The sequence below is a fragment of the Telluria sp. ZB2R32 genome (assembly GCF_059685715.1).
The window spans coordinates 287,219-313,595 of the sequence record NZ_JCASIG010000005.1 but is presented as its reverse complement, the minus strand read 5'-3'; the positions used below and the strand labels follow the sequence as shown (position 1 = coordinate 313,595).

General features: G+C 65.3%; 26 protein-coding genes. 10 read left to right on the top strand and 16 right to left on the bottom strand.

Annotation, left to right across the window (positions count from 1 at the left end; genetic code table 11):
* Positions 1 to 234: 234 nt before the first annotated feature.
* Genes AC56LG_RS16535 through AC56LG_RS16525 form a run of 3 tightly spaced genes read right to left on the bottom strand, consistent with a single transcriptional unit; the run spans position 235 to position 3,113 of the window.
* Positions 235 to 450 carry a DUF2783 domain-containing protein gene (locus AC56LG_RS16535; protein ID WP_497167158.1) on the bottom strand — a complete coding sequence of 72 codons (216 nt, stop codon included), beginning with the start codon at positions 448 to 450 and terminating at the stop codon, positions 235 to 237.
* On the bottom strand, positions 447 to 2,138 hold the full coding sequence (locus AC56LG_RS16530; protein WP_497167157.1) for an FAD-dependent oxidoreductase: 1,692 nt from the start codon (positions 2,136 to 2,138) through the stop codon (positions 447 to 449). The genes AC56LG_RS16535 and AC56LG_RS16530 overlap by 4 nt, the downstream gene beginning before the upstream one ends.
* Before the next feature lie 12 nt (positions 2,139 to 2,150).
* The gene (locus tag AC56LG_RS16525; RefSeq protein WP_497167156.1) at positions 2,151 to 3,113 is read right to left on the bottom strand and encodes an MBL fold metallo-hydrolase; all 963 of its coding nucleotides are present in this window, start codon (positions 3,111 to 3,113) and stop codon (positions 2,151 to 2,153) included.
* Between the two features lie 202 nt (positions 3,114 to 3,315).
* Between AC56LG_RS16525 and AC56LG_RS16520 the strand changes: the two genes are divergently transcribed.
* Genes AC56LG_RS16520 through AC56LG_RS16510 form a run of 3 tightly spaced genes read left to right on the top strand, consistent with a single transcriptional unit; the run spans position 3,316 to position 5,197 of the window.
* A complete protein-coding gene (locus AC56LG_RS16520) occupies positions 3,316 to 4,047 on the top strand; it encodes an ABC transporter substrate-binding protein (protein ID WP_497167155.1) in 732 nt (243 codons plus the stop codon).
* Entirely contained in the window at positions 4,044 to 4,622 is a 579-nt protein-coding gene (locus AC56LG_RS16515; RefSeq protein ID WP_497167154.1) for a chromate transporter, read from the top strand. The genes AC56LG_RS16520 and AC56LG_RS16515 overlap by 4 nt, the downstream gene beginning before the upstream one ends.
* On the top strand, positions 4,619 to 5,197 hold the full coding sequence (locus AC56LG_RS16510; protein ID WP_497167153.1) for a chromate transporter: 579 nt from the start codon (positions 4,619 to 4,621) through the stop codon (positions 5,195 to 5,197). Before AC56LG_RS16515 ends, AC56LG_RS16510 begins: the two co-directional genes overlap by 4 nt.
* Positions 5,198 to 5,225: 28 nt before the next feature.
* Here AC56LG_RS16510 and AC56LG_RS16505 read toward each other — a convergent pair whose 3' ends face one another.
* From AC56LG_RS16505 to AC56LG_RS16495, 3 genes are all read right to left on the bottom strand, one after another.
* Positions 5,226 to 5,687 carry a hypothetical protein gene (locus tag AC56LG_RS16505; protein ID WP_497167152.1) on the bottom strand — a complete coding sequence of 154 codons (462 nt, stop codon included), beginning with the start codon at positions 5,685 to 5,687 and terminating at the stop codon, positions 5,226 to 5,228.
* Between the two features lie 367 nt (positions 5,688 to 6,054).
* Positions 6,055 to 6,474 (bottom strand): WapI family immunity protein, encoded by a 420-nt coding sequence (locus AC56LG_RS16500; protein WP_497167151.1) that lies wholly within the window; start codon positions 6,472 to 6,474, stop codon positions 6,055 to 6,057.
* 61 nt (positions 6,475 to 6,535) lie between these two features.
* Positions 6,536 to 7,069 carry an SLATT domain-containing protein gene (locus AC56LG_RS16495; protein ID WP_497167150.1) on the bottom strand — a complete coding sequence of 178 codons (534 nt, stop codon included), beginning with the start codon at positions 7,067 to 7,069 and terminating at the stop codon, positions 6,536 to 6,538.
* A gap of 247 nt (positions 7,070 to 7,316) precedes the next feature.
* On the opposite strand from AC56LG_RS16495, the gene AC56LG_RS16490 reads away from it, so the two are divergent.
* Both AC56LG_RS16490 and AC56LG_RS16485 read left to right on the top strand, forming a co-directional pair.
* Complete coding sequence (locus AC56LG_RS16490; RefSeq protein ID WP_497167149.1) at positions 7,317 to 7,895, top strand: hypothetical protein; 579 nt, start codon at positions 7,317 to 7,319, stop codon at positions 7,893 to 7,895.
* Positions 7,892 to 8,320: a hypothetical protein gene (locus AC56LG_RS16485; protein WP_497167148.1), complete on the top strand. Its 429-nt coding sequence runs from the start codon at positions 7,892 to 7,894 to the stop codon at positions 8,318 to 8,320. Before AC56LG_RS16490 ends, AC56LG_RS16485 begins: the two co-directional genes overlap by 4 nt.
* A 335-nt stretch (positions 8,321 to 8,655) precedes the next feature.
* Here the strand turns inward: AC56LG_RS16485 and AC56LG_RS16480 are convergent, their stop codons facing one another.
* Positions 8,656 to 11,568, bottom strand: a complete 2,913-nt coding sequence (locus AC56LG_RS16480) for a TonB-dependent receptor domain-containing protein (RefSeq protein ID WP_497167147.1) — start codon at positions 11,566 to 11,568, stop codon at positions 8,656 to 8,658.
* 365 nt (positions 11,569 to 11,933) lie between these two features.
* On the opposite strand from AC56LG_RS16480, the gene AC56LG_RS16475 reads away from it, so the two are divergent.
* From AC56LG_RS16475 to AC56LG_RS16465, 3 genes are all read left to right on the top strand, one after another.
* The gene (locus AC56LG_RS16475; protein ID WP_497167146.1) at positions 11,934 to 14,240 is read left to right on the top strand and encodes a pectate lyase family protein; all 2,307 of its coding nucleotides are present in this window, start codon (positions 11,934 to 11,936) and stop codon (positions 14,238 to 14,240) included.
* A gap of 75 nt (positions 14,241 to 14,315) precedes the next feature.
* Positions 14,316 to 14,936 (top strand): DVUA0089 family protein, encoded by a 621-nt coding sequence (locus tag AC56LG_RS16470; RefSeq protein WP_497167145.1) that lies wholly within the window; start codon positions 14,316 to 14,318, stop codon positions 14,934 to 14,936.
* 221 nt (positions 14,937 to 15,157) lie between these two features.
* Positions 15,158 to 15,730: a gamma carbonic anhydrase family protein gene (locus tag AC56LG_RS16465; protein ID WP_497167144.1), complete on the top strand. Its 573-nt coding sequence runs from the start codon at positions 15,158 to 15,160 to the stop codon at positions 15,728 to 15,730.
* A gap of 213 nt (positions 15,731 to 15,943) precedes the next feature.
* On the opposite strand, the gene AC56LG_RS16460 is transcribed toward AC56LG_RS16465, so the two are convergent.
* The 3 genes from AC56LG_RS16460 to AC56LG_RS16450 are packed head-to-tail and all read right to left on the bottom strand — an operon-like array spanning position 15,944 to position 18,599.
* A complete protein-coding gene (locus AC56LG_RS16460) occupies positions 15,944 to 16,915 on the bottom strand; it encodes a Bug family tripartite tricarboxylate transporter substrate binding protein (RefSeq protein WP_497167143.1) in 972 nt (323 codons plus the stop codon).
* A 27-nt stretch (positions 16,916 to 16,942) separates the two neighbouring features.
* On the bottom strand, positions 16,943 to 17,260 hold the full coding sequence (locus AC56LG_RS16455) for an AtuA-related protein (RefSeq protein ID WP_497167142.1): 318 nt from the start codon (positions 17,258 to 17,260) through the stop codon (positions 16,943 to 16,945).
* Positions 17,247 to 18,599: an acyclic terpene utilization AtuA family protein gene (locus AC56LG_RS16450; protein WP_497167141.1), complete on the bottom strand. Its 1,353-nt coding sequence runs from the start codon at positions 18,597 to 18,599 to the stop codon at positions 17,247 to 17,249. The genes AC56LG_RS16455 and AC56LG_RS16450 overlap by 14 nt, the downstream gene beginning before the upstream one ends.
* A gap of 96 nt (positions 18,600 to 18,695) precedes the next feature.
* Here AC56LG_RS16450 and AC56LG_RS16445 point away from each other — a divergent pair, with 96 nt between their 5' ends.
* Both AC56LG_RS16445 and AC56LG_RS16440 read left to right on the top strand, forming a co-directional pair.
* Positions 18,696 to 19,598 carry a LysR family transcriptional regulator gene (locus AC56LG_RS16445; RefSeq protein ID WP_497167140.1) on the top strand — a complete coding sequence of 301 codons (903 nt, stop codon included), beginning with the start codon at positions 18,696 to 18,698 and terminating at the stop codon, positions 19,596 to 19,598.
* Between the two features lie 28 nt (positions 19,599 to 19,626).
* Positions 19,627 to 21,249, top strand: a complete 1,623-nt coding sequence (locus AC56LG_RS16440) for an MFS transporter (RefSeq protein WP_497167139.1) — start codon at positions 19,627 to 19,629, stop codon at positions 21,247 to 21,249.
* A gap of 70 nt (positions 21,250 to 21,319) precedes the next feature.
* On the opposite strand, the gene AC56LG_RS16435 is transcribed toward AC56LG_RS16440, so the two are convergent.
* From AC56LG_RS16435 to AC56LG_RS16410, 6 genes are all read right to left on the bottom strand, one after another.
* Positions 21,320 to 21,970, bottom strand: coding sequence for a pYEATS domain-containing protein (locus AC56LG_RS16435; protein WP_497167138.1), 651 nt, complete (start codon positions 21,968 to 21,970; stop codon positions 21,320 to 21,322).
* Positions 21,971 to 22,002: 32 nt separating this feature from the next.
* On the bottom strand, positions 22,003 to 23,811 hold the full coding sequence (locus AC56LG_RS16430; protein ID WP_497167137.1) for a M48 family metalloprotease: 1,809 nt from the start codon (positions 23,809 to 23,811) through the stop codon (positions 22,003 to 22,005).
* Positions 23,808 to 24,215, bottom strand: a complete 408-nt coding sequence (locus AC56LG_RS16425; protein WP_497167136.1) for a hypothetical protein — start codon at positions 24,213 to 24,215, stop codon at positions 23,808 to 23,810. The genes AC56LG_RS16430 and AC56LG_RS16425 overlap by 4 nt, the downstream gene beginning before the upstream one ends.
* A gap of 140 nt (positions 24,216 to 24,355) precedes the next feature.
* Positions 24,356 to 24,760 carry a RidA family protein gene (locus AC56LG_RS16420; RefSeq protein WP_497167135.1) on the bottom strand — a complete coding sequence of 135 codons (405 nt, stop codon included), beginning with the start codon at positions 24,758 to 24,760 and terminating at the stop codon, positions 24,356 to 24,358.
* A gap of 13 nt (positions 24,761 to 24,773) precedes the next feature.
* Positions 24,774 to 25,196, bottom strand: a complete 423-nt coding sequence (locus tag AC56LG_RS16415) for an acyl-CoA thioesterase (RefSeq protein ID WP_497167134.1) — start codon at positions 25,194 to 25,196, stop codon at positions 24,774 to 24,776.
* A complete protein-coding gene (locus AC56LG_RS16410; protein WP_497167133.1) occupies positions 25,189 to 26,373 on the bottom strand; it encodes an acyl-CoA dehydrogenase family protein in 1,185 nt (394 codons plus the stop codon). Before AC56LG_RS16410 ends, AC56LG_RS16415 begins: the two co-directional genes overlap by 8 nt.
* Between the last annotated feature and the right edge of the window lie 4 nt (positions 26,374 to 26,377).

The window sequence follows — 26,377 nt, the reverse complement described above, 5'->3', positions numbered from 1 at the left end:
CCGTTGCCACGAGACAACAGCATGGTTGCACCCGCGAAGATCGCCGTTTTAATCATGTAGGATGGACTCTCGAGTCCACGCGTTCAACCAACCGGGGATTCGCCGCCAAGTTTCAGCGTGCGGTTGAACGCGTGGGCGGCATTCAGTTAGTAGTCAGGCATGCGCCCGGGTATAGCCGCCCACCTTACGGGTCTGTGCGTCCTCTCCTAAAAAGTTTAGCGCACCTGACAAACATCAGGCCTGGACCGCACCTTGCGCATTCCCGCGCGCGATCGCAAGCGCTTCGCGCAGGACGCCCAGGTCGCCGATGTGATTCGACAGCAGCAGGATCAGTTGCGCGTTGAGCATGCTGCTCGCCGCCTCGTCCAGGTCCTGGTGCGCGTCCACCAGCAGCGCGTAGAACGCGTCCGGGTCGACCATGTTCGATTCGAGGTTCAATCGGGCGTTCATGCTTGCTCCATGCGATGTGCGGGGTGGCTTGCGCCGTCCAGTACGATGGCGTTGCCACAGGCGCGGGCGACGGCTGTTCGTACGGCCTGACCATCGAAAGCGCGCCAACGCGCGCATAAATGCTGATCGGGACGCAGCAGGAAGAAGCTGCCGGGCGTGGCGTCGTAGCGGGCGGCGAACAGGCCGGCGCTGTCTTCGAACGCCCCTGGCCCACCCTGCCCCGCCGGCGCCACGACCACGATCCGCAGCGGGATCGCATCGCCCGCCAGTGCCGCCATCGCGGCGAAGACGTCGGCGTCATGCGCGCTGCCGGCAAAATACAGCCCGGTGAAACCGTCGCCGGTCTGGCGCAGCAGCCAGTCCGGCCGGCCATACTGCATCAGCGGCGCATCGGCAGCCGGCGCGCCCGGCTGCACCGTGCCGCCGAAGTGCTCGCCATCGGGCGTGTTCAACACCGAAGCAGTGTAGGTCGACGGCGTCGACAGCCGCCCGCTGTTGACCAGCCGGCGCGCGAAGGGCTGGTCCCGTGCCAGTTGCAGCACGGCGTCGCGAAACAGCCGGCTGGCGGCGCTCTTCGGGGTGATGAAGTCGGTGGCGCGGGTCGAATGCAGGATGTTCTCGTCGGCGGCCCCCTCGCGCTCGCGCGCATAGGTGTCGAGCAGGCTGTCGGGCGCCTTGCCCTCGACCACCAGGCGCAGCTTCCAGGCCAGGTTGTCGGCATCCTGCACGCCGCTGTTGGCGCCGCGCGCACCGAAGGGCGAAACGCCATGCGCGGCGTCGCCGGCGAACAGCACGCGGCCATGGCGGAAGGCGTCCATGCGCAGGCAGCAAAAGGTGTAGACGCTGACCCATTCGAGTTCGAAGCGCGCGTCCGGCCCGAGCAGCGCCTGGATGCGCGGGATGACGCGTTCCGGGCTTTTTTCCAGCACCGGGTCCGCGTCCCAGCCGAGCTGGAAGTCGATGCGCCAGAGATTGTCGGGCTGGCGGTGCAGCAGCACCGATTGTCCGGGGTGGAACGGCGGATCGAACCAGAACCAGCGTTCGGCGGGAAAATCGGCGCTCATCTTCACGTCCGCGATCAGGAAGCGGTCGCGGAAGGTGCGGCCATGGCTTTCCAGTCCCATCAGGGCGCGCAGCGTACTTTTGCCGCCGTCGGCCGCGACCACGTAGGCGGCGTCGAGCACATACTCGCCCTCGGGCGTGGACACCGTCAGGGCGACGTGGCCGGCATGTTGGACCAGGTTTATCACTTTGCTGCGCCAGCGCAGGTCGAGCCGCGGCAGTTCCCGCGCGCGTTCGTACAGGTAACCCTCGACATAGTACTGCTGCAGGTTGACGAAGGCGGGCCGCGCGTGCCCGGTTTCGGGCAGCAGGTCGAAGCTGTACACCTCCCGGTCGCGGTGGAACACCCGGCCGACGTGCCAGCGCACGCCCTTGGCCGCCATGCGTTCGCCGCAGCCGAGGCGGTCGAAGATCTCGAGCGTGCGCTTGGAAAAGCAGATCGCGCGCGAGCCGTGCGCGAGCCGGTCGTCGTCGTCGAGCAGCACGGTCGGCACGCCGTTCTGCGCGAGGTCGACGGCGGTCGCCAGGCCGACCGGGCCGGCGCCGACCACCACGACCGGATGGCGGCCACCGCGCGCCGTGCCCGGCGCGTAGTCGAACACGCGACGCTGGTAATCAGTATCCATGGCGCGCCCCGCTCAATTCTGCAGCGCGTGCCACATCTCCTTGTCGCGCTCCGCGGTCCAGATGCGCGGATGCTTGATCCCCTTCGCTTCGTCGTAGGCGCGGGTGACGTCGAAAGGCAGGCAGTGCTCGTAGATGAAGACGTGGCCGAATTTCGGGTCCATCTGCTTGCGCACGTGCGTCATCGTCTCGGCCAGCGTCATCTGCGCGGCCACCGCTTCCTTCGCGCTGTCGAACAGCGTGGTGACGAAGTCCTTCGTATAGTCGATGCCCTCGTCCACCTGCTGCGGGGTGGTCAAGGCTTCGCCGCGGCCCGGCACCAGCTTGTCGAAGCCGAACGCGCGCAGCGCGTCCAGCGTGGCCGGCCATTCCTCCAGCTGGGCGTCGCCGGTATAGGCCGCGGCGCCGTATTCGACCAGGTCGCCCGAGAAGCAGATCTTTTGCGACGGGATCCAGGCGATGGTGTCGCCTTTCGTGTGGCCCATGCCGATGTGCGCCAGCCTGACTTCGAGTTTGCCCATGAAGATGGTCATCTCGTTCTCGAACACCATGGTCGGCCAGGACAGGCCCGGCACCGATTCGACGCCGGCGAACAGGCGCGGAAAGCGCTCGATCTCGGACTGCATGTCCTGCGCGCCGCGCTCGACGATCAGCTCATGGGTGCCTTTCGAGGCGATGATCTGCTCGGCGCCCTCGGCGAAATAGGCCGAGGCGCCCAGCACGCGCACCGCGTGGTAGTGCGACAGCACCACGTACTTGATCGGCAGGTCCGTCACGCTACGGATATGCTTGATGAGCGACTGCGCCATCAGCGGCGTGGCGGTGGTGTCGATCACCATCACGCTGTCGTCGCCGATGATGACGCCCGAGTTCGGGTCGCCCTCGGCCGTGTAGGCATAGGCGTTGTCCGAGAGCTTGACGAAGCTGGTCTTCTTTTCCTGGATGTCGGCCTGCGATGCAAAGGTCTTTTCGGTCATGATGCGGTCTCCTCGTTGGTTTTCTTGGACGCCATGGCGCTGCTCGGACGATACACAGACGATACGACTTTCCGGATGGTCTGTAAATCGGGGCCGCCGCTGCCGCACCGTGCGCCCTGGCGCAGGCGGTACGCGGCGTCATGAAATACCCAAGCGCGAGCGGCCTGCTATCCTACTGTTTCGTGAAACAGTAATACCCACCATGATCGAGACTTCCGCACTCCGTTCCGCCTTCTTCCCCACTGGCACCCTGCGCGCTGCCATCAACCTGGGCAACCCGATCCTGGCCTGCCGCGATGCGGGCGGCAATGCCGCCGGCGTCTCGGTCGACCTGGCGACGGAATTCGCCAAACGCCTGGGTGTCGAACTCGAACCCGTCGTCGTCGACGCGGCCGGCAAGTCGGTCGAGGTCGTGGTGGCCGAGAACGCCGACATCGGCTTCTTCGCCATCGACCCGCTGCGCGGCGAACACATCGCCTTCACCGACGCCTATGTCCTGATCGAGGGCTGCTACCTGGTGAAACAGGATTCGCCGCTGCGCGGCAACGACGAGGTCGACGCCGCCGCCAACCGCGTCGTGGTCGGCAAGGGCAGCGCCTACGACCTGTACCTGACGCGCACGCTGCAGCACGCGCAAATCCTGCGTTCGCCGACCTCGCCCACGGTGGTCGATACCTTCCTCGAGACCGGCGCCGACGTCGCGGCCGGCGTCAAGCAGCAGCTGGAAGCCGATGCACAACGACTGGGCGGCCTGCGCCTGCTGGGCGAGCGCTTCATGGTGATCCGCCAGGCGATGGGCACGCCGAAAAGCCGCGGCCCGGAGGCGGCCGCCTTCCTGGCCGCATTCGTCGAAGAGATGAAGGCGAGCGGCTTCGTCGCCGCCGCCCTGGGGCGGCACGGCATCGCGGGCGCATCGGTGGCGCCGGCGGCATGACGGCGCCGTCGACTTCTGCCGAACGGCCGCGTCCGACATCGCTGACCGACCTGTTCTTCTCCTTTACCCTGCTCGCGCTGCAGGGCTTCGGCGGCGTGCTGGCGGTGATCCAGCGCGAACTGGTCGAGCGCAAGCGCTGGCTGACCAACGAGGAATTCATCGAGGACTGGGCCGTGGCCCAAATCATGCCGGGGCCGAACGCGGTCAACCTGTGCATGATGATCGGCACCCGCTACTTCGGCCTGGCCGGCGCCCTGACGGCGGTGGCCGGCATGCTGGCGCTGCCGCTGGTCTTGATCTTGCTGCTGGTGCTGCTGCACGGCCAGTTCGCCGACCACCCGGCGGTGGCCGGCGCGCTGCGCGGCATGGCGGCGGTGTCGGCCGGCCTGATCGCCGCCACCGGGCTGCGCATGGCGGCGGCGCTGGCGCGCAGCCCGCTGCCGGCCGCCTGGTGCGCCGCCATCGTGCTGGCCAGCTTTGCCTTGCTGGCCTGGGTGCGCGCGCCGCTCGGATGGGTCTTGCTGCTGCTCGGCGGCCTCGGGTGCGTGCTGGCCTGGCGCAGGTTGAAGGCATGAGCGCGCACCAGATTGTCCTGCAGTGGCAGGATTGGCTCGACCTGTTCTGGCACTTCCTGATGCTGTCGATGATGTCGCTCGGCGGCGCGATTTCGACCAGCGCCGAGATGCACCGCTACCTGGTCGAGCAGCAGGGCTGGCTCACCCATGCCCAATTCAACGAAGCGATCGCGCTGGCCCAGGCCGCGCCGGGACCGAACGTGCTGTTCGTCGCCCTGATGGGCTGGCACGTCGGCCTGAACGCCGGCAGCACCACAATGGCCTTGCTGGGCGTGGCGATCTCGATGGTCGGCATCATGCTGCCCTCGACGGTATTTACTTACCAGGTGGCGCAGTGGGGCCACCGCAACCGCGAACTGCGCGCCGTGCGCGCCTTTAAAACCGGCATGGCGCCGCTGGTGATCGGGATGCTGCTGTCGACCGCCTGGCTGCTGGGCACGGGCGGCGACGGTGGCGGCACATGGCGGCTGTGGGCAGTCTCGATTGCGAGCTGCCTGCTGATCTGGCGGACGCGAATTCACTTGCTGTGGTTGTTGGGCGCCGGGGCGCTGCTGGGAGCCTTCGGCGTCGTCTGAGAACGCGCGACAGGACCTGTCGGCCTACCTATTGGCCATAGTGTCCGTCGCGCAAGCGCTGGCGCAGCAGTTCCAGCGGCACGACCCCGCGTTCGTTTTTCATTGGCACCAGATCGATCCCGTCGACCCTGGCCCAGGACTTCGGCAGCAGCACGACCCCATCGTTCGAATAGGTGGCACCGACATAGCGGGCAAATCCCTGTTGGTCGATTTCGGCGACCAACAGCCGCGTTTCCAGCGGTATCGTCGGCCGGTTGAATTCGCCCAGCTTCGATTTGCCGACGACGGTAGCGCCGGGGTCGGCGCCCGCCAGTACCTCGACCACCTGGAGGCTCACCAATTGACAGTCCCCGTGGCGCGACAAGCAGATTCGCGTAACGCCATTCTCCGTCGTCGCGGGAGTCGGACAAGTGACCGGACAATGCTCCGTGCCCTCCTTGACGAATTCCAGCTTGTCGATTGCGCCGAGCAGGATTGTCTTCTGGGCCAAGGCACCCGTACTGAGCAGTGAGAGTATAACAACTGCTATTAGACTAATAGATCGCATCAATACCCCTATTAAATTGACGTTGTCAACATAGTATTTTTTCGTTGCTGTCGCTTGGTTTTTTTCTCATAGCGGGTGGGCGTGCTCCTATGCCCAAACTGTGTAAAACGCGTCATCGTGACACTGCCGACGATCGCATTACCATTGCCGCCTCTTCGAAAACACCATGGTAAATTCTTGGGCAGCCGCATCTGCCAGCAAACTCGCGTCGGCAAGCGTTATTACACGGCCCTGGGCCGAAAGCAGCCTGGCAGCAAGGACCGGAGTCGACACGAAGCTGACCTTCAAAAGCCGCGTATTGGAAAGGCGTTTAACAACCGAACGCACTGCGATGAAAACGTCCCAAATAGCTTTGGTCAATGGAAAAAATAAATCGGTGTTCTTGAGTCAACTGGTCTGGCGTGATTTGCACTGCCATTTCGACTGCGCCAATAGACTTCGCTCTTAACGTTACCGCAATCTCGGGTTCCATGCATTCGAGTTTCGCTTCACCCTCCAAGTCCGCGAGCAGCTTGTCCACGGCATGCTGCCAGTCCTGAATTTCGTTGGTACGTATAAAGGCTCCTCGTAACAGCACGGTCGCACCGTCCGCCGAACAAACCGCCGTAGCGTTCAGCCAATTTCCATCCCAGTAATCGTCGACGTCCCGATACTGGTATCCGTGCACCCAGAGCGTAAGACCAGCGAGGTGAAGATGTGGTTCGCCCAGCTCGCTCAAGTGATGGTTCAATTCAGTATCCGATAGGTCCAAAATGGTCGCGTTTGTCGGGATAACCCTGATGTGATCGTAATTAACAGCTCAGGTTTTCTTCGACACGCAAGACTTCGCCGTCAGATTTCTTGAGGTTTTTTTTGGCGATAGTATAGGCACGCGCTGGAATAGCAGGGCTCGATCTCAGAAGTTCGTCGAAATCCGTGTTCAGTTTTAATAGTTTGGTTTTCAGAGAATTGGTATCTGAGCCTTCAACGACAAGTTCAAATCGCTCGAAGAAGCCAGCAGCGTGATACAGAGCTTCAAAATTCCTCCCTGAAGAGTGGTGGGAACCCGCTCGTTTATGAGGATCAAGAAACGTCAGCAATGACGTTAGGGAGGCGGCAAGTAGCCCAGCCGCGACGGGTAGCCAATCGGGGGCCTCAAGTTTTGGGACTGCGGCCGCTCCGGCTAGCGCAGCAAGTAGAGCGGAAGGAACACCCAACCAATAGTTCATGTGATACCACGGCGTTTCGGCTGCGTAGTGTCGCTCAGCGGCTAGCAAGCTCTGCCGCATAATTCGTCTTGCCTCCATCTTAAGGAGTGTTGCGACGTCATCGGAAATCCCGGACATTTTCACGCCTCCTCATTGGGTGCGAATCTGCTTGCTATCTTAACGGAATCGTCAGCACAATTTCATCGAGTTTTTCGCAGCAGCGGAAATAACCGCATTTGGCCGACAGAGGCCAAGCGAGGTGACTCAGTCTACGGAGCCATTGGGATGGGAACAAGCAATAGATTTCGTCAAACGCTGTAAGCGCTTGTTTTCCTTATCCGGTTACCAGTAAGCTACATGCTCCAATAACAATTCGGGGCAACCGATGACGACAACGACAATGCGCAGCGCCTGGCGCGCCGGACTGCTCTCGCTGCTGCTCTCCGCCTGTGCTACGCCACCAGCCATGCCTCCTGCGCCGGTGGCCGCCACGGCGCAGGCCTGCGGCCCCTGCTGCGACAAGAATCCCGCGGCCGAAGCGGCGGCGACCCAGGGCGTATCGCCGGCCAATCCATCCAGTCCGTATACCGGCAAGGATGCCTACACCAACGTCATCGTCGCCGAAGGCACGCTGCTGTATTCGCTGACGCCGGGAGCGCCGCCCGGCTTCGCGGTGCTGGAACAGACCTTGCGCGACGCCGGCGGCAGCCAGGAGCGCTACTACGCGCTGGTGCAGGTGACGTCCGATCCGGGCCGCGATGCGAACGGCATGCCGCGCACGCTGCGCGACAAGGTGCGCGCCTTCCAGGTGACCGCGCCGCTGTGCGCGGCGAGCGGGACCGCCAGTGCCAATCCGCAGTTCGGCAGCGGCGGCGCGACCCAGTATTACGTGTCGCCGGCGGACGTGGACAAGCTGCGGCCGGCCGCCATCGCGCCGCTGTCGCAGTGGGCGCCTGCGCATTGAATCCGGTACGCGACGATCCGGCCTGGGCCGACAACGGCGGTGACGGCATCCTGCAATACGATTTTTTCCCGCCCGCCGGATGGAGCGACGCACGCATCGCGCAGGAGCAGGCCGCCATCACTGCGGCACTTGACGCACCGGACGCATCGGACGCGCCGGGCTGGCTCGCCCTGGCGCGGCGCCTGCCCGACGCGCTGCGTAGCGTTCTCGTGGCCGAACTACGCGGCGGGAACCGGATTGCCGGTATCGGCAGCGGGGGCTGGCCGCATGCAGGGAGCATCGTCGTGACGCTGCGCGCGCGCTTTACGGTGGCGCGGCAGGCGCTGCCCGAGTGCGTGCGCTGGCGCGCACCGGAAGATCCGCATTACGCGCGCGAAGAGTTGAGCCAGCAGGCGGGCGGGGTCGAGTTCCTGATCCTGGCTTGATGCCCTAAACTCGTAAGGTGGGCGGCTATGCCTCGGCGCGTGCCGGCCCCTTGCCTGGATGCCGCCCACGCGTTCAACCACACGCTGAAACGTCGCGACGTATCATCGGCTGGTTGAACGCGTAGACGGCTGAAACGCCCTGGGTTCGTAAGCTGAGGTGGTAAAGCCGCCCACCTTACGGGTTTTAATCACCTGTGCATCTGCGTCGGACGCACGTAACGCGTGGGCGGAGCCCACCCTACGTTACGCCGCTACCAACGAAAAACGGCGGCGAGTCTGCGGCGCCGTCACGATGAAGAAGCGCAGCCCGATGGGGCCGCGCCAGTTACTACGATTTAGAACTTGTACTCCACCGACAACCGATACACCCGGCCCAGCATGTCCGCCATGCTGGTCACGTAACCGCCGCTGTAGATGCTGTTCGACGTCAGCGGTGGCCATTCTTCGGTGAGGTTGTTCACGCCCAGGCTGATCGTGGTGTTTTTGATGCCCTTGTAGCGCACGTTCACGTTGAACTGGCTGTAGGAATCGACTTCGGTCAGGCTCGAACCGGCGCGCGGGGTCAGGTCGGTCACGCCACGCTGGTAGCGTTGCGACAGGGTCGCGCCCCATGGTCCGGTGGTGTAGGTAAGCGAGGCCGTGTGCTTCCAGCGCGGGTTAATCTGCGGCATGCCGGCCAGGCCCGAATTCGGACCGGCCGAGCCGAAGCGGCCGTCGTTGGTGATCACGCCGACGTTCTGCAGCCAGACGCCGTCCTTCTCGCCCTGGAATTCGTACTTGTGGTACCAGGTGCCGTCGACGCGGGCGTCGAAGGTGCCGATGCGGGTGGTCGGGAAGCGGTAGCCGGCCGCGATGTCGGCGCCGCGGATGCGGGTCTGGCCGCGGTTGGCCTGGCTGGCGACGATGTGGTCGATGATGCCGTTGGCGCCGCGGATGATGTACTGGTCGTACTTGGCCGGGTTCTGCTGCACTTCGGCGATCGCCAGCGCGCCCAGCACGTCCTTCAGCTTCAGGCCCCAGTAGTCGACCGTGAGCGTCATGTTCTTGATCGGCTCATAGGCGAAACCGTAGGAGAAGCCGCGCGACTTTTCCGGTTTCAGGAAGTCGTTGTCGGGCGTCTTGGTCCAGTACGTCGTCAGCACGTTGCAGACCTGGTCGCGGGTATAGCCTGCGACCGGCTGGCCGGTGTCGGCCACGGTCGGCTGCCGGCTCGGGCACAGCACCGGGTCGTCCATCGTCAGGGTGCGCACTTCCGGCGTCGGGTTCTGGATATCCATGATCGACGGCGCGCGGAAGCCGCTCGATACCGAACCGCGCAGCACCAGTTCCGGCATCGGCTCCCAGCGCGCGGCCAGCTTCGGATTGACCGTGGTCTGCTTCAGGTCGTCGTAATGGTCGGCGCGCACCGAGCCGTTCAGGAGGAAGGTCGAGGTCAGCGGCACGTCCGCTTCCAGCACCAGCGACTGGATGTCGCGCTTGAGCTTCTTGGCGACGCCTTGCGGGGTTTCGCCCACCAGGTCGGTCTGGGTCACGTTGCCGGCGGCATCGATGGCGTAGTTGCCGGCGGCGTTCTTCAGCACGTAGTCGAGCGGCGCGTTGAAGGTGCGCGCCGAATCGCGCCGCACTTCACCCGAGACGGCCACCGTCAGGTCGCCGCCCGCCAGCGCCATCACGCGTTTCGTCACGGTCAGGTCGACGCTCTGGTTGTAGGCCTTGTTGCGGCGGTAGGTGTAGTCGCGCGCCTCGATGCTGCGCAGGTATTCGACGCCGGCGGCGTCCTGCAGGCCGAAGGGATTGAGGATGCCGTTGTTGAAGCCTTCCTGCGCCTTCGAGTACAGGATGTAGCCGCCGCCGACGCGCGTATCGCGCTCGGCCACGCCGTAGTTGGCGCCGGCGCGGTAATCCCAGCCGGCCACTTCGCCCTCGACCGCGAGCACGATGCGGTCGTTGGTCTGGCCGTCGTTGCGGTAGGCCGAACCCAGTTCGGCAGGTCCCCACTGGAAGTAGAGCGGACGGTTGTTCAGGTTCAGGTTGCTGACCGTGCCCGGCGTCCTGGCCGGATCGATGAACATCGTCGGCGTATTGCTGCCGGTGTTGCTGCCCACGACCTGCACGTTCGGCGTGATGCCCTTGCCCGGATAGAAGCGGCTGGTCGACGGCAGCGAATAGGTGGTGAACGGCTGCACCGCGCCCGGCGCCTGCATGCCGCGGAATTTCTGCACCGTGAATTCGCTGTGCAGGACGTCGAGGTCGATCTTGTGGCCGCCGGCCAGGTTCCAGCTGGCGCGGCCGGCGACGGTCGTGATCTCGCTGCCGTCGGTGACCGCGTTCCAGTACAGCGGGTTGCGGAAGCAGCCCGGCGCGTAGACCGGCGTCGCATTGGCGCTCTGGTTGCCCAGCACCGGAATCGAATACGGCGCGCCGCAGCCGCTGGCGAAGCTGGTGTTGTAGTTCGAGTTGGCCGCGCGCGTGAAGCCGAAGTTGGCGAACGGGTTGGCGTTGCGCGAGTCCGGGGTCAGGCCCAGGCCGAGCGTGCGCAGGATGGCCGGGTCGTGCTGCTCGTGGCGGTCCTGCTGGAACAGCGCCGATTTTTTCTGGTGGTCGACGGCGATGTAGGCGTTGAAGCCATTCTTGTTCAGGTTACCGTAGCCGACGATGGCGCCGATGCTCCTGGTGGTGCCGCCGCCGCTCATTTCCGGGCGCGCGTATTCGGCCTTGATCGAGGCGCCCTCGTAGCCGCGCTTGGTCCAGTAGTTCTGCACGCCGCCGATGGCGTCGGCGCCGTAGATCGAGGCGGCGCCGCTGCTCAGGGTCTCGACCCGGTCGAGCGCCATGCGCGGGATGACGTTCACCGACACGTACTGGTCCTGCAGCGGCTCGTTGGCCAGGCGGCGGCCGTTGAGCAGCGTCAGCGTCCGCATCGGGCCCAGGCCGCGCAGGTTGGTCACGGGGCCGGCGGCGCCGGAATTCGTGCCGAGCGACAGCGACTGCGGCTGCTCCAGCACCAGGTCCTTCAATTCGGTGTGGCCGCGCGCTTCCAGCTCCGTTGCCTTCAGGACGGTCAGCGCGGTCGCGCCTTCGTTGGCGACGCGCTTGATCAGCGAACCCGTGACCGAGACTGACTGCATCGGCGGGTCGGCCGGGGCTGTGCTCTGGGCGCTGGCATAGCCGCTCATTTGCAGCAGGGCCAGGCCGACGGCGGTGGCCATGACGGCGCGTTGCGGGTTGGGGCGGTGTGGATGCTTCATCGGGTCTCCTCGTTGTAATTATTGAACTACCGGCCGATTGCCAGACTTATATTTATTCGGCCAGACCATAATCTAAATTGGTTCGACCAGTTTGCATAGAAATATTTATGCTGTCCAACCTTGCGCCGGCGTGGTATGACCGCTTTCCTATTCGTGCCAGCCAATAAACGCACGACCGTTTGTGATTTATATGCAACATGACAACCCGTGCTGAATAATATTTTGTTAGCGAAATTGATGGACGGCCGTAAAAACCCTCGATAGTATTTACATAATTGGTCGGGCCACCTAACGATTTTGGTATGCCAAGTTGGTAACTGGACCGAGCAATTCCGTACTACTACAATAACGAGGAGACGAGAAAAATGATTCGAAAACTGCAACGCACCAGCATTGCGGCAGCGGTCGCGGTACTGCTGAGCGCCTGCGGCGCAAGCGACGTGGCGACGCCCGGCGCGCCGTCGGCAACCACCCTGTCGAAGGTCGTCGCCGCAACGGCCGTCACCACAGCTGCCACCGCCTGCCCGGCGCTGGCGCTGGACGGCATCGACGCGCAAACCCTGACCGGAGATTCGACGCCGCTGCAGCTGGGCACCTTCGGCACCCGCCGCCCCGGCCCGCCGGTGCTCATCGACGGCAAGCACGCACCGGCCAACTACCGCGCTGCCCCGGTGCTGCCGGCCTGGCAGTTCGCCACCAGCGACCCGACGGGTGGCGTCCTGAGCTTCGAATGCGACGTGGCGCCGGCCAATGGCTGGCACAGCTACAAGCGCAACGGCGGCACGCACCAGAAGGTGATCGTCACCGGCGGGCGCAACGCCCTGCCGCAGCACGTGTACACGGTGTATAACGGCCAGCAGCTGGTCGCCGCCCTGCACGAAGCCGGCCTGGCGCCGAAGATCATCCGCATCGTCGGCCACATCGACTTGCGCATGAGCGCCAACAACACGGTCTTCAAGGAATACGAGAGCTACAACGACCAGAAATTCGGCGGCTCGATCAACATCCCGTCGAACACCACGCTGGTCGGCATCAACGACGCACAAGGGCGCGCGGCGCGCATCACCGGCACCACCCTGCTCGTCGGCAGCGAACTGGCGACGGCGCCCGGCCGCGATCCGGAAGCCGATTTCAAGGCCTGGGTCGCATCCGGCAAGGACGGCGACCTGTACCCGACCTGGACCCGCAACGTCATCATCCGCAACATCGCGCTCGACACGCCATGGGACGTCAACCCCGAAGATTCGGGCAACGCCTATGCCGACGGCGCCACCATCTCGCGCTCGCAGAACGTCTGGATCGACCATCTGACGGTCAGCGACGGCGACACCCCGGACAAGCTGGCGAGCGACACCCGCCATGACGGCGCGCTCGACATCGTGCGCGGCTCCGACTATGTGACCATGTCGAACAGCTACTTCACCAGGCACGGCAAGACCACCCTGGTCGGCAACGGCGACAGCGGCCGCGCCTGGAGCGACGCCGGCCGCCTGCACGTGACCTTTACCGGCATGTACTGGCACGGCACCGCCAGCCGCCTGCCGCTGGTGCGCTTCGGCCAGCTGCACACCTTCAACAACCTGCTCGAAGCCGATACCCAGCCGGCCGACAAGGACATGAAGTTCGAGGGCGGCCTGGACGTGCGCTTCCAGTCCGACGTGCTGTCCGAGAATAACTACTACCTGTTCACCAACCTGAAGCCGAAAGACGTCGGCGGCAAGGTCTCCGACGGCAAGAGCGCAATCAGCTACCGCGCCGCGGGCGAACTGTTCATCAACGACAAGGGCGACGACACCAGGCCCTGGGTCGGCGGCGCCATCGACATTTCGGAAGCCCTGATGACGGCGACCGGCCTGCCGCGCCTGGCCAACTGGACCCCGCCCTACGCCTACACCGCCCTGCCGGCCGACCAGGCCTGCGTGTTCGTGAAGAACAATGCCGGCGCCGGCCGCGTCAACAACCCCGGCACGGGCGCCACCTGCGCCAGCGGCACCAGCCTGCCGCCGCTGCCGCCGATCGATCCGAACCCGCCGGTGAATCCGCCTGTGACTCCGCCGGTGACGCCACCGGTCACGCCACCAGCGAATGCACCCGTCTGCAGCGGCCTGTTCGCCTGCAACACCGGCGTCGGCGCAGGCAGCATGAGCGCCGGCGTGACCGCGCCGGGCGCGAGCACGACCCTCAACGGCGTGCACACCATCACCGGCGCCGGCAACATCTCGACCTCGACCAGCTACAACCACTACTTCAAGTACATGCCGCTGACCGGGAACTTCGTGATGACGGCGCGGATGCTGGCGCAAGGCGGCAGCAGCAGCGGCGCCCGCGCCGGCCTGCTGGCGACCGATTCGGTCGCGGGCAACGGCACCTATGCCTGGACCGCGCGCTACGCCAACACCGGCGAGATCCGCCGCGCCATCAACGGCGACAACAAGTCGGTGCTGCCGGGCTTCTTGACGAGCACGCTGCCGGTCTGGGTACGCATCGAACGGCGCGGCAACGCACTGTACTCGGCGGCCTCGCGCGACGGCTTGAGCTGGACCGAAGCAACCAGCGTCAACGTCACGGCGCCGACGCTGTACGTCGGCATGGCGGTGTCCTCGGGCAGCAATACGGCGACCCAGACGGCGACCTTCAGCAAGCTGTCGGTGGTCGGCGGCGGCCTGAAGTAAGAGAAAAAAAGACGCACGGCGCTTCCGCGCTGTGCGTCCACAACATTCCACAACTAGATAGACGAGACAAACAACATGAAACTGAAACTGATCGCCCTCCTCGCCGCCCTGTGCGCCAGCGTCGCCCCGGCCAGCGCCGCAAATACTTCGTACACCGGCCAGTTCACCTACGATAACGACGTCCAGCTGATCAACTTCACGGTCGGCGAAACCTCGACCGTCGGCCTGCGCAGCTGGTCGTATGCCGGCGGCGTGAACGCGGCCGGCCAGACGATCGCGCGCGGCGGCTTCGACCCGATCATGGCGCTGTTCAACGGCGCCGGCCAGCTGATCGGCCAGCAGGACGACGGCGAATGCGGCCGGGTCGCGGCCGATGCCGTCAGCCGCCAGTGCTGGGACGTCAATTTCGAGATCGAACTGGCCGCCGGCAACTACACCGTCTCGCTCCAGCAGTACAACAACTACAGCGTCAGCGACAACCTGGCCGACGGCTTCTACTATGCCGGCGCGCAGTACCAGAACTTCCGCAACGGCTTCGTCGACGAAATGGACATCCGGCGCAACGGCAGCTGGGCCTTCGACATCCTGAACGTGAACCCGGCGGCCGTGGTGCCGGCCGACGTGCCGGAACCGGCTTCGCTGGCCCTGATGGGCGTGGCGCTGGCGGGCATGGGCGCGCTGCGCCGCCGCAAGTGATCAGGGACATCCAGGCAGCCTGAGTCCGGCTTGCAGGTCACAGAGTGGCAAGAAAACCGCGCCCGTCGAACGATGGACGCGGCTTTTTTATGGGACGCCGGTAGCGCAGAGAGATCTGCTTGCAGAAAACCCGGCCAATATGCGTAGAATGGACCTATAGGCGGGCTGCGCTTGCCCGGCCAGGCTGCGATATCCTTTGCAACTTCAACCGGGAGCATGCAATGCCTGTCACCAGCTACCTCGATTTCGACCCCGCCATCGGCGCGCGCGTCTTCCTGCACGACTCGGCGCAAGTCATCGGCGACGTGCGCATCGGCGACGACAGTTCGGTCTGGTGCAACGCCGTGCTGCGCGGCGACGTCAACCACATCCACATCGGCCGCTGCACCAACATCCAGGATTTTTCGATGGGCCACGTCTCGCACCGCAACGAGAACAACCCGCAGGGCACGCCGCTGCTGATCGGCGACTACGTCACGGTCGGCCACGCGGTGATCCTGCACGGCTGCACCATCGGCGACGAATGCCTGATCGGCATGGGCGCGATCCTGATGGACGACGTGGTGGTCGGCGCCAGGGTGATCGTCGGCGCCGGCAGCCTGGTCCCGCCGGGCAAGGTGCTCGAGAGCGGCTACCTGTACGTGGGGCGGCCGGCGCGCAAGGTGCGGCCGCTCAGCGCGGAAGAACTCGCCCACAACCGCTACCTGGCCGAGCATTACGTGCGGCTGAAGGACAACTACCTGGTGCAGGAGGCTGCGCCGGCCGTCACCGGCACGGCGCCGCACGAGGATTGAGCTCAGGCCTGCGATCACCGAAACGCGGCCAGTGTGGCCTGGCTCTCGGCTAACACCGAGCCCGTTGCACAATCCGCGTCGCGCGATACGCAGGGTGGACTCCGTCCACGGCCTTTCTCATGCATATCGGAGTGCTTACGCGGTACCGCGTGGACTCGGGAGTCCACGCTACGATGATCGGAAGGCAGGCAGTGTGGCCAGGCGCAGCGCGCCCTATTCTTTTTCGATGCCCGCCTTGCGAATGATCTCGCCCCAGCGCGTCGATTCGGCCGCCTGGAACGACGCCAGTTCCTGCGGCGAAGTCAGGAACACCGTGGTGCCGCTCATGGCATAGAAGCCGCTGTTCGCCGTCGGGCTGTTGGCGGCGCGGCGCAGCAGTTCGTTGAGGCGGGCGACGACCGGCGCCGGCGTTTTTGCCGGCGCATAGGCCGCGAACCAGTAGCCGATGTCGTAACCCTTGACGCCCGCCTCGGCAATCGTTGGCACCGTCGGCGCCAGCGCCGAGCGGGTGCTGCCCGAATAGCCGAGGGCGCGCAGCTTGCCGCTCTTGATGTGCGGCAGGCCGGTGGCGGTATCGGTAATCATCATCTGGATCTGGCCGCCCATCAGGTCGGTGATCGCATAGGTATTGCTTTTATAGGGCACGTGCAGCAGCTGCACGCCCGCCATTTGCTGGAACAGTTCGCCCGCGACCCGGCTCGACGAACTGCCGCTGCCGAAGGTGATCTTGCCCGGCTCCTTTTTTGCGCGCGCGATGAAGTCGCCTACGTTCGTCACCGGCGAGGTTGCGTTCACGACCATGATCTGACCGCCCTTGCCCAGCGCGGTGATCGGCGCGAAGCTTTTCACAGGATCGTAAGGAACCCGCTTGTACAGGTGCTCGGCCGCGGCATGAGTGGTGTTGGTTGCGATCAGCACCGTGTAGCCATCCGGGGCCGCGCGCGCCGCTTCGTTGGCGCCGATGAAACCGTTGCCGCCGGGGCGGTTGTCGACGATGACCTGCTGCCTTGTCTCGAGCGTGATTGCCTGGCCCAGCGCGCGCGCCAGCTGGTCGGTGGCGGTGCCGGCGGCAAAAGGGACAACGAAGCGGATCGGTTTTTCGGGGAAGGTGGCGGCGGATACCGTGCCGGCGAAGGCGAGGTAGATGGCTGTGATGGCAACAGCGGGCAGTCTTGTGAGGCTCATGGGGTGTCTCCTTGTCTGTTATTCGATTCAGGGCTGCGTTGAGTCGGGAATCTCGATGCCGAGGATGGCCGAGCCCAGGGTCTTGCCGTGCGCGTCCAGCGCCAGCGAGCGCGTGACGCCGCCGCTCAAGGCCCCGTGCAGCACGAAGTTCAGGGCGCCGAGCGCCGGCAGTGCATAACGTCGCACCTCGCCGCCGGCTATTTCCGCGAAGTGCGCCGCCACCCGCTCGGCGGTCAGGTGCCGTTCCAGCAGCGCATAATCGCGCGGGTCGTAGGCGATCACGCAGATGTTCGAGATGTTCCCCTTGTCGCCGGCGCGCGCATGCGCGATTTCACGTAACAGCATGCTGGAGCTCCCCGAAATGGACGGTTGGATGGACGGCCTCGCGCGGCAGCAGGGTCGAGACCACGGCGACCACGTCGCGCGCCGATTTGAAGGCGCCGCCGCCGCCGGCCGGGCCGCAGGTGTACAGGCTCTCGACTTCGTTGCCGATGCGGGTTGCCTCGCGCAGGCTGGCGGTGCGGCCGGCAACGCGGATGCGCACCTCGTAAGGCTCCGGGTGCGCCGCTGCGAGATCGTCGCGGTGCATGGCGTTCACGCCGACGATATCGTAGCGCAGCTCGTCCGCCTGCACGCCGGTGAGCTGCAGGCGCTCCTCGACGATGGCCAGCGCCAGCCGGGCACGCGCCAGCGCACCGGGGCCGGCATACGACATCTGGCCCTCGCCAATATAGCTGTCGATGTAGCCGATCGAGACCTTCAGCGTCTCCGGCCGCGGATGGCCGCTGGCGCCTTCGACCCGCACCCGGTCAGGGCCTATCTCGGTGATACGCACGCCGGAAAAATCGGCGGCGACGTCCGGCGTCAGGTAGGCGCCCGGGTCGTGGATCTCGTACAGCAGCTGTTCCTTGCAGGTGGCCGCCGTCACCTGGCCACCGCTGCCCGCCACCTTGGTGATGACGACCGTGCCATCCTCGGCCACTTCGCCGATCGGGAAACCAAGGCGCGCCAGCCCGGCCACATCCTTGTAGCCCGGATCGGCGAAGTAGCCGCCCGTGATCTGCCCCGCGCATTCGAGCAGGTGCCCGACCAGCGTGCCCTGCCCCAGCCGGTGCCAGTCGTCCATGGCCCAGCCGAATTCGTGGACCAGCGGCGCCAGCACCAGCGCCGGATCGGCGGCGCGGCCGGTGACGACGACGTCGGCCCCGGCCGCCAGCGCATCGACCAGCGGCTGCGCGCCCAGATAGGCGTTGGCCGACAGCAGGCGTTCGCCGAAGCGGTTCACCGGCTGGCCGCTGTCGTCGAGGTAGTCGCCGGCGCGCACCGTGGCCAGCACGTCGTCGCCGACGACAGCGGCCACCTTCAGCCCATCCAGTCCGAGCGAGCGTGCGATCTCGCGCACCCTGGCGGCGGCCGCCAGCGGATTGGCCGCGCCCATGTTGGTCAGGATGCGGATGCCCTGCGCATGGCACAGCGGCAGCACCGCATGCATGCGTTCGGCCAGCAGTGGATCGTAGCCGGCATCGGGGTCCGCCATGCGCGCGCGCTGGGCCAGCGCGATCGTGCGTTCGGCCAGGCACTCGAAGATGAGATAGTCGAGCGCGCCCTTCTGCGCCAGTTCCACCGCCGGCTCCAGGCGGTCGCCGGAGTAGCCGGCGCCGGCGCCGATCCTGATCGTTTTCATGTGTGCTCCTCCCATGCAGCCAGTGTCCCGCGCTTCACCCATTAAGTACAATGGTCATTTCAGATGGATTAATCCGTTTATCGAATCAATCACACGATGACGACCAACATCTCCACCAGGCTGCTGTACGCCTTCGTCGCACTCGAGGAAACACGCCATTTCACGCGCGCGGCCGAACGCTGCCATACCTCGCAGCCCGCCTTCAGCGCGATGATCCGCAAACTGGAAGAAGCGGCGGGTACGCGCCTGTTCGAGCGCGATACCCGCAACGTCACGCTCACGCCCGAAGGCGAACTGTTTTCCGAAGCGGCGCGCACGCTGATCGCCGACATCGAAGCCGCCTTCGACGACATGGCCGATTACGTCGCCCGCCGCCGCGGCCGCGTCGCGATCGCCGCCCTGCCCTCGCTGGCGGCGCGGGCGCTGCCGGCCGTGATCGCCGAGTACCGGCGCCTGTATCCAGGCGTGGCCGTGTCGCTGCACGATGCCTTGTCCGACCAGTGCCTGGCGCTGCTGCGCCAACGGAAGGCCGACCTGGTGCTGACGGCGCCCGGAGCCGACTTCCATGAGTTCGACGCGCGCGTGCTGGGCAGCGACCCGTTCTACCTGGTCTGCCGGCGCGACCATCCGCTGGCAAAAAAGCGCCGCATCAGGCCAGGCGACCTGGCCGGCCACGACATCGTCCACCTCGCCAAGTCGTCGAGCGTACGCCAGTACGTCGACATCCTGCTGCGCGACGTGCCGGCCGTGCATTCGGGCTTCGAAGTCGAACACCTGGCGACGGTGGCGGGCCTGGTCGAACAAGGCCTGGGCGTGAGCCTGGTGCCGCAACTGACCCTGTTCCAGTTCCGCCTGCTGGACCTGGCCGCCATCCCGCTGGCGCCGCAGGAGCAGACGCGGCCGATCCTGGTCGTCACGCGCAAGGACGAGACGCTGTCGATCGCGGCGCAGGGGATGCTGGAACTGATCGAGCGGCATGTCAAGCCGCTGGAAGAGTAGAATCAGGCATCATCATCCGACAACGCACATGTCTTCGCCAGATCCATCGCCGCCATCCGCCGCAACCGAATCGAACGTGCCCGCGTCACTGGCGCCGCTGCTGCATCCGGCGTTCCGCATGCTCTGGGGCGTCTGGCTGACCGCCAATTTGTGCATGTGGATGAACGACGTCGCCGCCGCCTGGATGATGACCTCGCTGACGCGCGAACCGGTCTGGGTGGCGCTGGTGCAGACCGCCTCGACGCTGCCGGTCTTCCTGCTCGGCCTGCCGAGCGGCGCGCTGGCCGACATCGTCGACCGCCGCCGCTACTTCATCCTCACCCAGTTCTGGGTCGCCGCCGTGGCGGTGGCGATGTCGGTCGTCGTGCTGTTCGACGCCATGAGTCCGGGCCTGCTGCTGGCGCTGACGTTTGCGAACGGGATCGGCCTGGCCATGCGCTGGCCGGTGTTCGCCGCGATCGTGCCGGAACTGGTGCCGCGCGCGCACCTGCCGGCCGCCCTGGGCCTGAACGGCATCGCCATGAATGCCTCGCGCATCGCCGGCCCGCTGATCGCCGGCGCGACCATCGCCAGCATCGGCACCGTGTACGTCTTCCTGTTGAATGCCGCGCTGTCGGTCGCCGCCGGCTGCGTGATCATGCGCTGGCGCCGCGAACACGTGCCCGACCCGCTCGGACGCGAGCGCCTGCGCAGCGCCATGCGCATCGGGATCAGCTTCGTGCGCCAGTCGCCGCGCGTCAAGGCGGTGCTGGCGCGCATCGCCGTGTTCTTCTTCCATTCGACCGCCCAGCTGGCCCTGCTGCCGCTGGTCGCGCGCAACCTGCACGGGGGCAGCGACGGCGGCGCCGCCGCCTTTACGGCGCTGCTGGCCTGCATGGGCGGCGGCGCGATCGTCGCGGTGCTGCTGCTGCCGCGCATCCGCAACGCGGTCACGCGCGACACCCTGGTCTGGCATGGCGCGCTGCTGCAGGCCGTGACGACGCTGACGATTGCGCTGGGCAGCAACCTGTACCTCGCCATGGCGGCCATGGCTCTGTCGGGGATGGCCTGGATCACGACCGCCAATTCCCTCAGCGTGTCGATCCAGATGGCGCTGCCCGACTGGGTGCGTGCGCGCGCCATGGCGATCTACCAGATGGCCTTGATGGGCGCCAGCGCGCTCGGCGCCGCGGCCTGGGGCCACCTGGCCAGCCAGGACAGCGTGCGCAACAGCCTGATCGTCGCCGCCGCCAGCGGCGCGCTGACGATGTTCGTCGTCCTGCGCCTGGTGCAGGACCGTGGCCAGATCGAGAACCTGACGCCGGCGACGCCATTGACGAAACCGGTGGCGGCCATCGCGCCGACGCAGGGCCGCATCGTGGTCTCGGTGATCTACCGGATCGACCCCGCGCGCAGCGAGGAATTCATCGCCCTGATGCAGGAGAGCCGCCGCAGCCGCCTGGCCCTGGGCGCGCTCGGCTGGGAACTGCTGCAGGACGTGAACGACCCGGGACAGTTCACCGAACAGATCACCGACGAAAACTGGACCGCGCATTTGCGGCGCTTTTACCGGATCACCGAAGCGGATGTGGCGCTACGCGAACGCAAGTTCGCGTTTCATATCGGCGCGGGCGAGCCGGAGGTGCGGCGCCATCTGGTGGTGGCGTCATGAAGCGCCGCGTGTTCCGGGCGATCGTGTTCAGGTAGCCGGAACCGTCCACCGCCGAAGCAGCATGCCCGTTTCATGTTCCCGAATCGGTATCGGAAATCATCGGCGCACTTGCGCCCATCTCGAAGTCGAGAAATCTGGCAAGAATAACGGATTCCCCGTCCGTAAAAAACACCTCGGCCGTGCACAAGGTGGGCCCATACGCGGACAAGCGGACCGGAAAACCGGCATGGCGTTTGGCCGAGCTGAAGATCCTGTCGCCCCAGTACGAGCCAAAGTAATATTCCACCTTGCTGACAGCGGCCAGGGTGCCTTTTCCTTCATCAGGGATCAGGTAAACCAGGATATCGAATTCCTGTCCCTCGGTCCGCGATTTCGCGAGCCGGTGAACGAGCAACAGGCGCCTGCACTTCCTGTAATAATCGCGCCGGTCATTGGAGCGGCGTCCATCGTCCAGTCGCGCCTCGGCACCAGGCCCGACAAGATTGACGTGGTCGACGTTGACCGCCCCGACCTCGAACGCTCCCATCTTGACCGCAGCCCCGGATCGCAGGCGGACGCTCAAGCTTCGCAACAGGGCATGAATTTCCTTGCGGATGACGAACAGGACCAGCAGCAGCACGCATGGCCAGGCCAGGGCGTTCACCATGTCCGCGATGGCCGGGTAAATGGTCTCGCCGCCGTTCCCGGCTGCGGATGCCACGCTTTTGGAAGGGTCGTTCACGAGCGCTCCTGTTGCCAGAGGTTGTCACGGTTTCAGCTTGACCGGTCGGGCTTTCCCACGACGCCGTTGATCCCGTTGCTTCGTTGCCGGATTCGACCCAGCCGTGCCGAGCGAGACCTGGCCCATTCCTGCCGCAAGCCAAATACCAGCCAGAACACCATCAGCCTGGCGATGTCAAGGCTCAGGAGGAGGCGCACGCGTGGTCCGAATTCTTCCCGAAGGGGGCTGTTCCACAGCGCGGGATTGGCAACCGTCGCCAGCCAGCCTATAACAAACGAACATCCGACAGCCAGGCCGAACGCCGCCGTCTCAGACCGCCCGCGCGACAAGGCCCAGGAAAAAGCAAGCAGCAGTGCAAACGCTTCCGCGAAATGCGTCGGAAACCGATAAAAAAAATCGTACCAGCCGATCTCCAGGTCCATCGCCATGCTCCAGCGGTAAGCGATTGCCATCATGTAGAAAACCGTCCCACCCAGCAGTGCGCTGATCAGCTGCGGCAGAATGCCGCGTCGGATCAATCGGTGGACGATTAACACAATCGAGGCAAACGCCAGGCCGTCCAATGAAGCGGACACTGGGAGCGGGCTGGAAATCCAGGTCGACAGTGTCGAGTGGATGCACCAGTGGACCAGGCTTCCGAGCGGTTCGGCACACAGCAGCGACACGAACAAGCCAACCCTGCGAAAACGGCGTACCCCGGCTTGCGGATTGTCGAGCCAGGCCGCGATGCCCGTGCGGCCTGTCAAGGTAGCGACGATCGAACCCGGCGGCCCGGTTTTCCCCGGTTTCGGCGCAAGCTCTTCCGTACTTGCCGGACATCGCTGTTGCAATGCCCGCAGACGAACGCGCAGGCTGGGATGCGCACTCAAGATCTTCCACCAGGGACGGGGCTCCCCGAACCTCGCGAGCGCCCGCATCAGGTCGCGCGGAGAGGTGACCAGCGCTGCCAGATGATCGGCGGCCGCTTCGGATTTTTTCCGCAACCGCAGTATCGACAGAACGAGCAGGATCCGAAACGAGAGCGGCAGCGCCGCAGCCAGCAGCCGGGAAGCCCGGTCTTCCCGAACCAGCGCGGATTCATCCATCTTCGATTGCCGTTCCTGCGCATCGCGCGCGGCATGCGCCGCGGCGATTTCCAGCGCCCGCCCGGTGTCGCCACGGGCATCCCGCAGGTACTTTTGCTGGCGATAGGCGTCCACGGAGGCCAGGTGCCGTTCACTGGCAAAGCGATGGACGTCGAGTTCGGATGCGACCCCGGTCATCGCGGTCACAATGGCTACCGGAATGCTGAGCCATTTGATGAAAGCGGTCGCAGCCGACGCAAAAGTCCACAGTTCCCAATCCTGGTGCCGCATATGGGCCAACTCGTGCGCCAGGATTGCACGTGCCGCCGCGCGGTCTTCCTGGTAGAACTTGAGGAAACCGAGCGGAATCTCGAGGAAGACCGGCGCCGGTCGCGCCAATCCGAGCAATCTCCCCGCGCGCGGACCACGGATATGCGGGTTGGCGCCGAAATTGGCCGCATTCAGCTTCAGGTGCAGCAACGAGCGGTGCAGGCCAAGCGCTTTGCCGATGTCGTGGATCTCCTGCCGTAATTCGACAAATAGCGGACGCTCCTCACCGAGGTCGGTGAGGGCCGCGGTCGACGGAGGCCGCAACAGGCAGGCCATGACGGCGGTGACGATCGCCAGTTCGATCAAGGCAGCGAGGATATCCCCCATGAGCAGCCGCACGACCGTTGGACCCAGCACAAACAGGAGCAGGATATTGCGTGCCCGTTGTCCACGTGTTTCGGCATCGCGCATGCCATTGCGCCAGACCTCGTCGTCGTCGAGGTTCATGCCGCCGATGAATGACGCGCAAGCGTGATCACATCACTGCGAAACCGCGCCACAACGTCGTCGGCCAAAGCGTTTTCCACGCCCCGCTCGCGAAGATAATCCCGCCACTGCTTGACGATTTCCTCATCCGCGACCTGGGCGCGTTTCTTCCGGATACGTTCGATGACCTTCCAGATCCCTTCGAAGGTCCCGATCATCAGGCCGACGAAATTGAGTAATTCGGTTGCCCCATCGAGAAACTGAAATTCGGTCACGCCACCGGAACCGCCACCCTCTGTTGTACCGTTTTCAAAGAGTTGCCCCGAAATGTACGTCCCGGATAATTCAAACGCCATCAGTTCTTCGGGAATTGCGACCTTGACCATTTCGTGGACAAGCGCCAGGTATTCCTCTTGCGATATCATTCGACGACCTTTCTGGAGGGCACGCTTGAATCGTATTGGATGTCGCTCGGCTTTCCGGACAAGTCTATACCAAAATTACAATAAAAATACGCTGCGCCACTTCAAAAATCCGGCAGTACGCGCAGGGCTACAACGCAGTATCAGCCGGTTTCCTGTTCCGGCACCACGGCCGTGACTTCGATCTCGACCCGCGCCCGGTCCTCCACCAGCCCCGCCACCTGCACCGCGCTCATGGTCGGAAAATGGCGCCCGATCAGGTCGCGGTAAGCCACGCCGATTTCCGGGTAGGCGGCGACATATTCCTTCTTGTCGAGCACATACCAGGTCATGCGCACGATGTGCTCGGGTTTGGCGCCACCCTCGGCCAGCACGGCGACGATGTTTTCCAGTGCCTGGCGCACCTGGCCGGCGAAGTCGTCGGTGTGGAACACGCCTTGCGCGTCCCAGCCGACCATGCCGCTGACGAATACCATCCGCCCCGAGGCGGCGACGCCGTTGGCATAGCCGCGCGGTTTGGCCCAGCCTTCTGGTTGCAGGAATTCCATGGATATTTGCCTCTCAATCGTTAATCACGTACCGGGCCATGCGTTCGCGCATCGATTCGGGAATCCGCGTTGCGCGCGCGCCCTGCAAGTCCATCAGCGCCAGCACCAGGGTGGCGCGCACGCGCTCGGCGCCATCGCCGCCGCGCAGGCGGATCGCCACGCTGACCGAGGCGCCGCCGATCTTCAGGACCGACAGCGTGGCCTCCAGCCGGTCGCCGAGCTTGCTGGTGGCGACGAAGTCGGTCTCGACATGCACGGTCGGCAGGCCGAGTCCACGCACGCCGTGCAGCTCCTGGAACGAGGTGCCCAACGCGTCGGCGCACCAGTCTTCGACCAGGTTGTTGAACATCTCGAAGTAGCGCGGATAGAACACGATGCCGGCCGGGTCGCAATCGCCGAAGCGCACCTGCACGCTGCGCACGAAAGTCTCAGCCACGCGGCACCGCTTCGGCCGCAGCTTCGGCCAACAGTTCGCGCGCGATGATCAACTGCTGCACCTCGGTCGCGCCTTCATAGATGCGCAGCGAGCGGATCTCGCGGTACAGGCGCTCGACCGGCTGCTCGCTCACCACGCCCAGGCCGCCGAACATCTGCACGGCGGCGTCGATCACTCCCTGCGCCGTTTCGGTGGCGGTCAGCTTGGCCATTGCCGCTTCCTTCGTCACGCGCCGGCCCCCGTCGCGCTGCCAGGCGGCGCGGTAGGTCAGCAGCGCGGCGGCGTCGATGCCGGTCGCCATCTGGGCCAGCTTGGCCTGGGTCAGCTGGAAGTCGGCCAGGGTCTTGCCGAACATCTTGCGGCCGGTCGCGCGCGCCAGCGCTTCGTCAAGGGCACGGCGCGCGAAGCCGAGTGCGGCGGCGGCGACCGAGGTGCGGAAGATGTCGAGGGTCGCCATCGCCACCTTGAAGCCCTGCCCCCCTTCTCCCAGGCGTTTCGACGCCGGCACGCGGCAATCGGTGAAGCGCAGGCGCGCCAGCGGATGCGGGGCGATGACGTCGATGCGTTCGGCGATCTCGAAGCCGGACGAGTCCGCATCGACGATGAAGGCGGAGATGCCGCGCGCGCCGGGCGCTTCGCCGCTGCGCGCGAACACGACGTACATGTCGGCGATGCCGCCGTTGGAGATCCAGGTCTTCTCGCCATTGAGCACGTAGTGGTCGCCGTCGGGCGTCGCCGCGCAGGCCATCGCCGCCACGTCGGAACCGGCGTCCGGCTCGGACAGGGCAAAGGCGGCAATTGCCTCGCCGCGGCCGACCCGGGTCAGGTACTCCTCCTTGTTCTCGTCGCTGCCGAACAGGGTGATCGCGCCGCTGCCCAGGCCCTGCATGGCAAAGGCGAAATCGGCCAGGCCGGAATGGCGCGCCAGCGTTTCGCGGATCAGGCAGACCGCGCGCGTGTCGATGGCCTCGCCGGCGCCGCCATATGCGCGGCCGCCGATCGCGTGCTTCAGCCATCCCGCCGCGCCCAGCTGTTTGACCAGGGCGCGGCAGGCGGCGTCGACGTCGTGGTCATGTTGCTGCGCGATGTTCTGCGCAGCCCAGGCGTCCAGCTCCAGCGCCAGTTCGCGGTGACGGCCGTCGAGGAAGGGCCAGTTCAGGTAGTCGGTATCGGCCATGCGT